The 11,845-nt window shown below is 69.0% G+C and carries 8 protein-coding genes; 3 read left to right on the top strand and 5 right to left on the bottom strand.

What is annotated here, in order from left to right; genetic code table 11:
- Positions 1-88 precede the first annotated feature (88 nt).
- Both ACIRFL_RS42640 and ACIRFL_RS42635 read right to left on the bottom strand, forming a co-directional pair.
- Positions 89-670, bottom strand: a complete 582-nt coding sequence (locus ACIRFL_RS42640; RefSeq protein ID WP_404040825.1) for a CAP domain-containing protein — start codon at positions 668-670, stop codon at positions 89-91.
- A 672-nt stretch (positions 671-1,342) separates the two neighbouring features.
- On the bottom strand, positions 1,343-2,434 hold the full coding sequence (locus tag ACIRFL_RS42635) for a glycosyltransferase (RefSeq protein WP_404040822.1): 1,092 nt from the start codon (positions 2,432-2,434) through the stop codon (positions 1,343-1,345).
- A 934-nt stretch (positions 2,435-3,368) separates the two neighbouring features.
- Here ACIRFL_RS42635 and ACIRFL_RS42630 point away from each other — a divergent pair.
- Positions 3,369-3,953, top strand: a complete 585-nt coding sequence (locus ACIRFL_RS42630) for a DUF11 domain-containing protein (protein ID WP_404040819.1) — start codon at positions 3,369-3,371, stop codon at positions 3,951-3,953.
- A 438-nt stretch (positions 3,954-4,391) separates the two neighbouring features.
- Here ACIRFL_RS42630 and ACIRFL_RS42625 read toward each other — a convergent pair whose 3' ends face one another.
- Together ACIRFL_RS42625 and ACIRFL_RS42620 are read right to left on the bottom strand one after the other, a co-directional pair.
- Positions 4,392-4,916, bottom strand: coding sequence for an NUDIX domain-containing protein (locus ACIRFL_RS42625; RefSeq protein WP_404040816.1), 525 nt, complete (start codon positions 4,914-4,916; stop codon positions 4,392-4,394).
- Positions 4,917-5,013: 97 nt separating this feature from the next.
- Positions 5,014-6,096 carry a peptidoglycan DD-metalloendopeptidase family protein gene (locus ACIRFL_RS42620; protein WP_404040813.1) on the bottom strand — a complete coding sequence of 361 codons (1,083 nt, stop codon included), beginning with the start codon at positions 6,094-6,096 and terminating at the stop codon, positions 5,014-5,016.
- A 1,017-nt stretch (positions 6,097-7,113) separates the two neighbouring features.
- Between ACIRFL_RS42620 and ACIRFL_RS42615 the strand changes: the two genes are divergently transcribed.
- A complete protein-coding gene (locus ACIRFL_RS42615; protein WP_404040810.1) occupies positions 7,114-7,905 on the top strand; it encodes an RNA polymerase sigma factor in 792 nt (263 codons plus the stop codon).
- Positions 7,906-7,966: 61 nt separating this feature from the next.
- Positions 7,967-9,190, top strand: coding sequence for a non-hydrolyzing UDP-N-acetylglucosamine 2-epimerase (gene wecB / locus ACIRFL_RS42610; protein ID WP_404040807.1), 1,224 nt, complete (start codon positions 7,967-7,969; stop codon positions 9,188-9,190).
- 203 nt (positions 9,191-9,393) lie between these two features.
- Here the strand turns inward: wecB and ACIRFL_RS42605 are convergent, their stop codons facing one another.
- On the bottom strand, positions 9,394-11,535 hold the full coding sequence (locus ACIRFL_RS42605; protein WP_404040804.1) for a chaplin family protein: 2,142 nt from the start codon (positions 11,533-11,535) through the stop codon (positions 9,394-9,396).
- Positions 11,536-11,845 lie beyond the last annotated feature (310 nt).

Here is an 11,845-nt window from a genome sequence, read left to right as displayed (position 1 = left end):
GATCCTCGCCAAGGTCCGACTCGTCCAGACCAGCGTGAAGAAACTCGTCAATAACAACTCGAAGTAACTCAATCAGGGTCACGAGACACTAGCGGAGGAAGAGCCGGTATCCCCTGCGTACGGCGGGAAAGACATTGCGCATGAATTCCCCTTCGACATTCCCCCGGTGCTCGAATTCGACCGCGATGAACGTCTCGAACTTACCCGGCGCTCCGCCGACCGCCCGGGCGGCGCCCATCAGGACGCTTTCTCGCCAGACCAGCTGAGTGAAGTGGCCGGCTCGCGGATTGAAGCCCGGGTTGTCGAAATCGTATTCCGGCGCCTCGGTGTACCACTGCTCGACGGCCTCACGGGCGTCGGCCGCCCCCGAGCGCCGCTGATCACTGCTGCCCCAGTAGAGGACTTCGCTCGCCCTGAGGCGGAATCCCCTGTCGCCGCCACCGGGCCCGGTGCCCCGGGAAACCTCCCGCACCCTCGATCGCGCGTAACGGGTCAGCCCGTCATGCAGCCGCACGGGTGGCGCGTGATGGCGGGCCCGCACCGAATTGACGGCACGCAGCATCCCCCTGAGGAACGCGTCGGTCGTCGCATCACAGAAATTCCCCTGCGGACGAACAGCGGTCACGGCACCCTCGATCGTGGCCCCGGGAGGACGGGTGGGCATGGACATGCGCATCAGATGATTTCCAGTCCGGGTGTGGATGCGTATACGTGTACCGCGCGGAGCACTGGAACAGGGCCCGCACGGAGGCAGATTCCCTCGCACGGGTGGTGTACCGGGCAGCATCACCGCATCGTGCCGCGGTTGGGCCGGATCCGCTCTCCGAGGGGGGTAACCTCTCTCGGGTCCGCTTCCGGTACTGGTCGTGCGGAAGGAAGCGGACGCCCCGGCAGTACGGCAGTGAATTGATCGGTATCTGCTAATGTCGGCTCGGCCGATTGCACAGAGAACCAGCCCCCAGGTCTCTTTTGCGACGGCCATGGAACTGTTTGCGTATGAGCAGTTCCCGCGGCCATTTCAATGAATATGGTCCGCATTGACGAGGCAGCCTCAAAAGGGTCGGCTCGTCACATTCGGCAAGCCCGTGTGTGCGCCGTCGTTGTTCGGCGTGCACACGGGTTTGCGGCCTGGTGCCCCTCACCCGTCTCCCTTCCGGGTGAGGGGCACTCCCCGGCAGACGCACCAAGAAAACAAGGCGCAGCCCCAGGGATCGACAGGGCCCCGCCTCGCGGGTCAACAGGGCCGCACCCCAGCGCATCAACCTCACGGCCCGGGCCCACCCCGACCCCGACTCCTGGGCAGAGGGCACCTTTCCCGGTTCCGGCTCCTGGGTGGACCGCGTCAGTTGCCGGAGCCGTAGAGGGCGAGCAGCCGGGCGGCCTGGGTGGTACGGGTGTGGCATCGAAAGGCGCGTCTGGCGGCCTCGGAATGGATACGGCGGTCGACCGGCGAATCGAGCAGACGCAGCACCGTGTCGGCCAGGATCTCGGGAGTAGGGGCCAGCCCGGGAAGCCGGAGCGCCCTGAGCGCCGGGATCGAGCGGGCCACGACGGGCAGGCCGGCCACCGCCGCCTGGAGCAGGGTGTCATGGCTTCCCTCCCAGGCCGCGGTGTGCACATACACATCGGCGGTCCGCAGCAGACGCAGCGCGTTCCTGCGCGGCAGCCGCCCCGTGACGCAGATCCCCGCACTCTCCAGAAGACGGCGATAGCGGGGCTCCCCGTCGCCGATCCAGATCCACGTGGTGTCCGAGTCCGCCGCGGCGGCAGCGCGCGCGAAGAAGGCGGGATCCCGTTGCGGGCTCAGCGGACCCATGGCGACCGCCGTCGCCCCCGCGGCCACGGGAGGCGGCACGTCGGTCGGGTCGAGCACACCGCCGTGCGGTACCCGGGGTACGTGGACGATCCTCCCCGAGGGCTGCAGGCACGCCGCCAACTGTCCCTCCCGAGGCGTGCACACGGCCACCACATCGGTACGCGGCGCGAGCAGGTATTCGCAGGCGAGGGCGACGATCCTTGCCGTGGCCCGCAGGTCCTGGCGTTCGAAGGCGTAGCAGTGCGGGCTGTAGACGATGGCGTCCGTCGGGATGCTGGGCGAAAGACGCACATACACCCCCGCGCCGAACGAGTGCGCGTGCACCCGATCGGGTCCGATCTCGGCGTAGGCGTCGCCGATGGCGCGCAGCCGGGCGCGGTGCCCGCTGGGCAGGGCAGCGATCCTGGCCCCGCGGATCCCGGGGGGAATTCCCGAAGGACCGCACGGTTCTGTGACGAGTACCCAGTGCTCCAGATGACGGGCCGCGGAAAGATACTCGCCCAGCGCGGAAAAGGCGTTCCGGGCGCGTGATTCGACGACATGCAGAATACGGGCGGGGGTGCCGGTGGCCGGGGCTGGGACATGAGTCGTGCGCGGGTGGGCGAAAGTCAGGGACATGTTTCTCACCGAGAGGAATCTGGGAGCGGTGGCGTCCTGGCTCACACATCCGTGCAGCAACAGTTGGGCAAGGACCGTCCGCAGGGAACGAATTGTCAGGTGAATTGAAGATCCACCCATATCACATCGGTTGATCGTCAATGCGTGAGCGCGGTCCGTGGCGTCCCCTTCCTGCGCGCATGGCCGCAGGTCCCGAGGGCATTCGCCGGTCGCGCGGCCATCCCTGTCACGGCCGACCGCGGCAAGGAGCCGCACGGACGGCTCGACGGTGCACAGGACGGAAGACCGGCCCCGGCAACGGAATCGTCTCCCCAGCCGCACCGTCACGGTCCCGGGATCACAGGTGAGTGAGTGCCCTCGAAGGCCCCGGCGCACCGACCGCCACGGCAGCCCCGGCGCACCGACCGCCACCCGCATGCGTGCAGGCCCCCGCGGCGTCCGGTGCCGTTCCTCAGGGGCGCCGAGGCGCCTCGACGGGGGCCCACGTCCGCCCGGGATCGAGCCCTCTTCCTTGAGGACGAGGCGGGCTGGGAGTCGTGCGCCTGCGGGGCGGCGCGGATGTGTTGTTGCGGTCGGCGGATTACCGGTGAGTGCCCCTGGTAGGACGTGACAGGGCACCCGCGCCGTGGGGTGCGACGGGGCCGGTCGCGTCGATGGGGTGTCGGCGATCGCCCCGGATCGCGCCCAAGGGTTTCCTCGCCGAGGACGAGGCGGGCTAGGAGCCGTGGGCCCGCTGGCCGCCGTGGACGTGCGGCAACCAGTGCCGGCGCGGCCGTGCCGGACGGGCCTCGGGCTGCCGGAGTCGATGCGCCTTCTCAGGTGGCTTCACCTGTCTGGACAGTCGGCCGTCATGCGGAACAAGCCCGACGATCTGATACGTATACCCCTTCCGACAACGGAAGGGGTTCTTCAACCCGATAGGTGAGTAAGGCACATGAAGAAGTACTCAAGGCGGATGCTCGCCATCATGCTCACGGTGGGCGGTGCCGCAGGGGGTGCGCTCGGGCTGCTGGCCGCCCCGCAGGCGGCCGCGGCCGAGGGCTCGGCCGACCTGTCCATCGCCAAGGCAGGTCCGGCGCTGGGGAACGCGGGAGACCCGATCACCTACCAGATCGCCGTCACCAACTACGGTCCCAACGCCTCCACCGGGTGGGTCGTCACCGACCAGATCCCCACGGGGCTGCTCAACCCGAGCGTCACCACCTCGTCCGCCAACTGCGGCCAGGCCAACGGCACCATCACCTGCCAGGGCGGCGCCCTGCCCGTGGGCTCCAGCGCCATCATCTCCGTCACCGGCACCGCCGGCCCGAACGGATTCCGGATGACCAACACGGCGACCGTCGACGGTGTCGAGGCCGACCCCAACACCGACAACAACGTCTCCTCCGCCAACACCAACATCCTGGCGGTTCCGATGGTCGACCCGGTGGTCGGGGCGGGCGTCGCCGCCGCTGCCGCGACCGGGGCCGGCGTCGTCCTCTACCGCCGCCGTCGCGGCGCCGGCACGCCGGCGATGTAACACCCAGGCACGGCCGGTTCCGCACCGGGGGCTTCGGGCTCCCGGGCCCAAGGGGTCAGGGCCCTGTGCCCTTCCCCGGCGGCCCGGAGCCCGGCACCGACCGCCACACGGCTGCCCGAGTCACCTCTCGCTGCGCGACGTGCCGCGTTGACGGGGGACGAGCACGGCACCGGGCCGCGAGGAAGTGCGGGGCGGTTCCGGCGAGGACCGCGGCTGCGGCACGCCCCGCCGACTCGCCCCAGTGGCCCTTCTTCGCCTGGGCGCGACGGCGTACCTCAGACAGAAGTACGCACAGAACGCGTTCAGGGAGAGCACGCAGAAGAGCAAGATGACCACAAGGAAAGACTCCATGCTCTCGGTCACCCCTTGTCTCGGTAGAAGCGGCACTGCTGGTCGGCGGAAGCGGCACTGCTGGTCGGCGGTCGGATCAGGGAGGCGTCACTGACAGGCGCAGCACATGGAGTGCGCCGGGCTCGGGCACGCCCGCGCGGTGCCGGGGTGCGTCGGGCCCCATCGTCCGTCCATGAGGACCCCCTGGCCTGCTCGCACCCGTACCGTCGGGGCCGCCTTGAGCCAGGCGGTGACGGAGTTTCTGCATCCCTCGTGCATCCGCACCCTGTGCAGTTCGTTGGGGCTGAACAGGCCGAGTTGCCGGTGCTCGTCGCTCGGCACGGGGGTGGCGTGCGGTGTCAGCACGGGGCATCCGTAGGTGACGGTGAGGACGCTGCGGCCGGGCTCCGGTTCGTGCGACCAGACATCCAGCAGCGGGCCGGCCATCGTCTGCCATCCGGACTCCTCCGCGATCTCGCGGACCACGCACTGTTCTGGTGATTCACCACGTTCGAGGCGCCCTCCAGGAAGCTCCCATTCATCGCGCTCGTTCAGCAGGAGGAGGACACGAAGATCAAGAGAAAGAGTCACTCCCCTGACGTACACGGAGTAGGCGGGCCGTGCGTGGGTCATAGTAGTCCTTCCGTGTCGCACCCGACGCTTGCGGAAGCGCCTTCCAACTGAAATTGATGAATTTTCAGATGATAACTCTTGACGATCGGGTGGAGGGCTAAAAAGTTACGCCGTGTTCTTGCATCCAGACGACCGGATCCACTTCCGAGCCGAATTCCTGGGTGACCCGCACCTCGAAATGAAGATGCGGCCCCGAGGAATTACCGGAGTTACCGGAAAGCGCGATCGGATCACCCGGTCCGACGCTGTCTCCCGCACTCACCCGGAGCACCGAAAGATGGGCGTACTGCGTGTGGTAGCCGTTGTCGTGCCGGATGACGATGTTGTTGCCGAAGGGCCCGTCACAACCGGCCGCGACGACCACTCCGGCGCCCACGGCACGTACCGGCGTACCCACCGGGACGGCGAAGTCCTGTCCGGTGTGCCGATGCGCCCAGTGCGAGCCCTGCGCCCCGAACCCCGCCGAGAGCACATAGCCCTGAACCGGCAGGGTCCACTGGTCGCGTGAGCGGACGGGAAGCGGGAGAGAGGACAGATCGCGGTGGACCGGGGTGGACCCGTCCCGGCAGGGAGTGACCGCGCGCCGCGCTTGCGCCTCCTGGAGCGCGCGGGCCCGGCGGAGCTTCGCCTGAATGTCCCGCTTGGCCGCCGCCTGCTGCTCCTGGAGCGTCCGCAGCAGACGCAGTCCGGCCATGGCCTTCTGCTCTGCCTCGGTGAGGTCCACCGTGTTCCGCTGCACACGTCGCAAGGAGGACGTCAGACCGTGGTGTGCGCTGCGTACGAGGCTCAGATTCCGCAGCGCATCACGGCGGGTGGACCTCGTCAGGGCCAACAGCGTGTCGGGGAGCAGGCCACCGCGGTACTGGATCCGGGCCAACTCGCCGACGTCGGACTTGAGTTCGCGTAGATCGCTGCGTTGACGCGCGAGTTCGGACCGGAGCAGCCGCACGGCCGTCGCCTGGACCTCGGCACTGCGCCGGTATGCCTCGTGCCGTCCTGCGGCACGTGCCGCCTCCTCGTACAGGCTCTGCACCTGGAGTTGCGAGGTGGCCCCCGAACCGTTCAACGGGCCTGCCTCGTCGTCCGCCCACGCGGCGGGGGCAGGCGACGAGGACAGGCCGAGAGTCAGCACCGTGCAGAGCAGGAATCCGCGAGAACGCCTGGTCAGCGTGGTCCGCACGGGGCCATCCGTTCCTTGTTCCGATCGGCGGTGACAGCGGCCGGCCGCACCGCCGGCGTGCGCGGCCAAAGGTGGTGGCCCGGCGCCCTGCCCACCCCGTGCCGCCCGTCGGCGGAACGGAGGGGAATGCTTCGGTGGATCGTCTGCGGCTGACGGGGTACGTCGGATTTGCGGGCCAAGGATTCCCCTCGCACATCGGCAGTCCGTGTTCGTTCGGGTGGCGCCGCCTCGGCGGAGAAAACCGGGCCATGGTCTTCGGCGCACAGGATGACCGTGATCCTGCTGAGGCGACGCCTTTCATATCGAGGAAGTCGGGACCGCCGCATGACGGCGTGAGAACGACGGCCCATCGGTGACTGGTCCGGCTCCCCGTTCATGGTTCACGGACACGCGCGGACCGGAATGGGTAATACGCCGCTGAACGAGTGATACGACGTCATGTCCCGGTGCGCTGGCGAACGTCGGCGCCGCGACGCGAACTCCCGGTTCAGCGTGGCGGCAAGGGTGGGACGATCCGATCTTCCTGGACCTGAAGGTAGCATCTTCCGCTGGGCGTACGGCGTGGATTCACCCCGAGAAGAAGCGAAGGCCATATAAAGGGGTGGCAAACCTCCGCAGCGATCATGGGAGACAAAGCCGTGATGACCTGGATCGGCGCCTCCTTGCTTCCCGGCTTGCGCGGCGCCCGTGGCCGTCCGTTCTCAGCGTAATGCTGGGAACCTTCCTGAGAGTTCGCAGTCAATGGCTCCTCAAGCAACGGGCGGCGTATCGATCCCGAACACGTTTTACGGCACCCCACGGATACGATCCGAGCAACGGATGACCTGAGCCGGTCCGACGATCCCCGTACCTACCCCCTGGGCCCGGACATAAGGAGCGGCATGTCACCACGCCGTCCGTCGTGCCTGAGCTGAGGACCCGCTCTGCTTATCGAGTCTCGGCGACTCTCAAGAAAATCGATGGGATTCATCGTGCGCCCGTGAACGCCCTCGGCGAATCCTCGTCCAGGAGCCGTCCTTGTCGAATTCAACCAGACATCGTACGCCGCCGGTCAGCCCTTCGGACCCCCAGGGCGCCGACCCCGCGGCAACCGAGTTAAGTGACCAAGAGCTGGCTCAATTAGTGCGAGACGGCGATGCCGATGCCTTCGCGGAACTCTTCACCCGGCATCGCAGAGCCGCCACCCGACTGGCCGCGATGCACGCCGACGACGCCCACACCGCACAGGATTACGTGGCCGAGGCGTTCTCCCGCGTCCTACAGGCACTGCGGTCGGGCGGCGGCCCGTCCAGCTCCTTCCGCAGCTATCTGCTCAAGGTCCTGCGCAACGTGGTGGCCGAATGGGGCAGGAACGCGGGCCGCCAGGTGTATGTGCCTGACGTCAGCCTCTACGAGGTGGAGTGCGCGGCCTCGGCCGGATACGAAGCCCTCAAGAACTATGAGAACGGGCTGGCGTTGGAAGCGCTCGCCTCCCTCTCGGACCGGTGGCGAACCGTCCTCTGGTTCACCATCGTGCAGTCCCAGCAGCCCGCGGCGATCGCCAGCAGCATGGGCATCAGCCCGAACAGCGTCGCGGCCCTGGCCTACAGGGCGAAGGAAGGGCTGCGGCAGGCATATCTCACGGTTCATCTCGGCCAGCGGAGATATCACGGTCAGTGCTCCGGCTATGTGCGAAGGCTTGCCGCATATTCCCGCGGACGTCTCAGTGAGTGCGCATCCGAAGAGATGGCACTGCATGTCAAGGAATGCGGCGCATGCAGCCGTCTGCATCAGGAGATCGACGAACTCAACAGCCTCTTCCGTGCCTAGAAGTGCCTCGCTCCGCATGGGGCGCGCCAACCATCCCGTTCTGTATTGGAGCCAATGACCCATGAACGAGACAAACGACATCGCGGTGGTGCTGGGCACGCGTCCGGAGATCATCAAGCTGGCCGGAGTGATCCGCGGTCTCGGACCACGTGCCTCGATCTTCTACACCGGGCAGCACTACGACAGGGAACTCTCCGACAGTTTCTTCCACGCGTTCAAACTCCCCGAGCCGCAAGTGCGGCTCACCGGGATCAGCGCCGCCCACCGAAGTGTGCAGGTCGCGCGGGCCACTCATCAACTCGCCGAGTACTTCCGAGAGTTGCCCCCGAAGGTGGTGATCGTGCAGGGCGACACCAACGCGACATTGGCGGGCGCGCAGGCCGCGAACTACTGCGGAATCCCCGTCCTGCACGTGGAAGCGGGTCTCCGGTCCAACGACCGGACCATGCCGGAGGAGATCAACCGGCGACTGGTGTCCGTCCTCGCCGACGTGCACTGCGCCCCCACGTCATGGAATGCCGCGAACCTCGTCTCCGAGGGAATCCCGCTGCACAGGATCAGGGTGACGGGCAACACCATCGTGGAGGCCACCCGGGAATCCATGCCGGGGCCACTGGAAACCCGTGAATTACTCGACCGGCATGGCCTCACGGAGAACGAGTTCATTATCGCGACGATCCACCGTCCGGAGAACACGGATTCCCCGGAGCGGCTGTCCGAGATCATCGACGCGCTTGCCGAGGCGCCGATTCCGGTGGTTTTCCCGGTGCATCCGAGGACGGTCAGCAGCGCCCACGCCTTCGGCCTGGCCGGACCGCTGGCGCGACTGCGCTGCATTCCCCCGCTCGACCACTCGGCCTTCCTCTCGCTGGCCGGCAGCGCGCGCCTGCTGATCTCCGACTCGGGCGGGATCCAGGAGGAGTGCACGATCATCAAGAAGCCGCTGATCGTGGTCAGGAAGAACACGGAGCGGCCCGAGGCGATCGCGGCCGGCTTCGCCGTGCGCGTGCGTCACAAGGAGGAGATCTCCGAGGAGATCACTCGGATCCTGCTCAACCCCGACCTGGTGAGTGCGCTGGCCGGCCGGCCGTGTCCCTTCGGCGACGGCAAGGCCAGTGAGCGCATCGCGGAGATCGCCCTGGCCATGGCCGCAAGGACGGCTCTTCCGTACAGCGAGGCGGGCGACGAGTTCTCCAGCGCCCCCGAGCCGATCGGGCCGCAGGGAGGTGCTGTGGGAAGGGCGTTGCGTCGTTCCCCTGTCCAACAGGGCTCCATCGGCCAGTAACAAGGCCTGGAGCTGCTGGGGCGTCAGGCGGTCGGTGCGGCTCCGCGGAACGCTGGTCGGGGCCCACCGACCGGCTTGCCCCGCTGACCCCCTTGAAGGGCAGCAGGGCAAGCCGTACCCGTCCGGCGCGGCCGCACGCAGCCACTCGTGCCGCCGCTGTCCGGCCGGCACCGGCGGGGCGGACCCCGCCGGTGCCGTCGGCGCTACCGGCGGGAGATTCGGCGGCGGTACACGATGGCCCCGCCCGCCAGCAGCGCGGCGACGGCGCCGCCGGCCGTGAGCATCACGTCGGTGCCCGTGCTGGCCATCCCGCCCGTTTTGGCGGGCGCCGCGGCCGTCGAGGTGGCCGGCTCGTCACCCGGCGACAGCGGCGCCGTCGGGATGGTGCCGGTGGGGGTCGTGGGAAGGCCCGCGGACTGCGCGGGCACCGTCGCCGTGGTGGCCGGGCCGCTGTCGTCCGGCTCGGACGCCGGGACGGTCGTGACCGTCGAGACGGTGGCCGTGGTCGGCACCCGCGTCGGCGACAGCGGGGTCGCCGGGACGGTGACCGGGCCGCGGTCCGAAGGCTTGGACCCTGCCGGGGCGGCGGGGGCGGTAGGCGTCGAGGACTCCGACCCCGCGGGAGGCACCGGCTGCTGGGGCACCGTGGGGGAGGAGGGCGAAGAGGCCGGCGGGGTGGAGGGCGTCGCGGGGCCCTGCTGCGGCGTCTGGGGTGCCGTCGGAGCGCCGGGAGACGAGTCCGTCGGGCCGACCGGACCGCCGTCCGTGGCCGCGGGCGTCGTCGGCGTGGTGCCGCCGGTCGCGGGCGTTGAGATCGCCGGCACCGAGATGGCTACGGGCGGCAGGTTCAGGGCCGGGACGCCGGGCGTGACGATCCCCGAGGGGGGCTGCGTCGTGGGCCCGGCCGGGTAGAGGGGTACTCCGGGGACGGACGGCAGCGTGATCGGCACCGTGGGCAGGGCTACGGGCGGCAGGTTCAGGGCCGGGACGCCGGGCGTGACGATCCCCGAGGGGGGCTGCGTGGTGGGCCCGGCCGGGTAGAGGGGTACTCCGGGGACGGACGGCAGCGTGATCGGCACCGAGGGCAGGGAGACGGGCGGAGTGGCCGACCCCCGATCCGACGGCGGCGTGACCCCCGGACCGGCCGGTCCGCGATCCGACGGGGGCGTGACCCCGGGACCGGCCGGTCCGCGATCCGGCGTCTCGGCGGGCCCGTCGGTCTGGGGCCGGGAGGTGGACGGACCGTCGCCGTCCGGGGCGTCGGCGCAGGGGGTGCCGGGGGCGGCCGGGGTGAGGGCCTGGATGGTGTTGCCGCACACGTCGACCGGCAGGTTCACCGTTGTGTTGACGGTGTTGCCGGACAGTACGGGGGGCGTGTCCGTGGTGGTTGCCGGTTCGGTGCGGTTGTCCGTCGTGGTCGGTGTGTTGGTGGCGGGCCGTGCCGGGGTGGGTGCCGGGTTGTCGGCCGTGGTGGGTGCGCAGGCGGTGCTGGAGGTGGCCGGGGTGAGGGCCTGGATGGTGTTGCCGCATACGTCGACGGGCAGGTTCACCGTTGTGTTGACGGTGTTGCCGGACAGTACGGGGGGCGTGTCCGTGGTGGTTGCCGGTTCGGTGCGGTTGTCCGTCGTGGTCGGTGTGTTGGTGGTGGGCCGTGCCGGGGTGGGTGCCGGGTTGTCGGCCGTGGTGGGTGCGCAGGCGGTGCTGGAGGTGGCCGGGGTGAGGGCCTGGATGGTGTTGCCGCATACGTCGACGGGCAGGTTCACCGTTGTGTTGACGGTGTTGCCGGACAGTACGGGGGGCGTGTCCGTGGTGGTTGCCGGTTCGGCGCGGTTGGGTGCGTTGGTGGTGGGCCGTGCCGGGGCGGGTGCCGGGTTGTCGGCCGTCGTGGGGGCGCAGGAGGTGCCGGTGGCCGCCGGGGTGAGGGCCTGGATGGCGTTGCCGCATACGTCGACCGGCAGGTCCACCGTCGCGTTGACGGTGTTGCCGGACAGTACCTGGGGCGGCCGTGCCGTGGTGTCCGGGGTTGTGGTGGGTGGTTGGGGGCGGGTGATGGATGAGGTGGCGCCGTCGGAAGCATGGTCGGGCAGGGCAGGTGTGTTCGGTTTGTCGGCCGTCGTGGGCGCGCAGGAGGTGCCGGGGACCGCCGGGGCGAGCGCCTGGATGCTGTTGCCGCACACGTCGACCGGCAGGTCTACCGACACCTGGACGGTGTTGCCCGACAGCGCGTCGGGCACGTCCAGCGTGATTCCTTGCACCTGGGGGGCGGCATACGCGTCGGATCCGCCCACCAGGACGCTCGTCGCGGCGGCGGCCATGACCATGCCCTTGCTCAGGGTGTGTCGCACTCTCGTTGTCTTCCTGTTCGAAGAAGGGGTCAGTCGACCTCGGCCCCGGGACCGGGGAGGAGGGGCCGGGCGCTGTCGCGGCGGCCATGGATCGTGACGGCACGTGCCGAACGAGGACGGCATGAACGCCTCGCACCATGGCCTGCGGCTTATAAACGAGAGAGGTACCGGTGAAGAAACCATGGATCGTGGATCGCCGGAGAATTCATTCTTAACCTCGATCATTCATGAGTCCCCGTCAGCTTGCTGACGGGGACTCTGTGTCTGTGCGGTGGGGTCTTTTCGGGGTTGGGGCAGGCTGAGGGCCCGG

Origin of the sequence: Streptomyces sp. NPDC102462 (assembly GCF_044765425.1) — a bacterium.
Lineage (GTDB): Bacteria > Actinomycetota > Actinomycetes > Streptomycetales > Streptomycetaceae > Streptomyces.
Note: the sequence above shows the minus strand (reverse complement) of the source record. Positions and strands in the feature narration are given on the sequence as shown.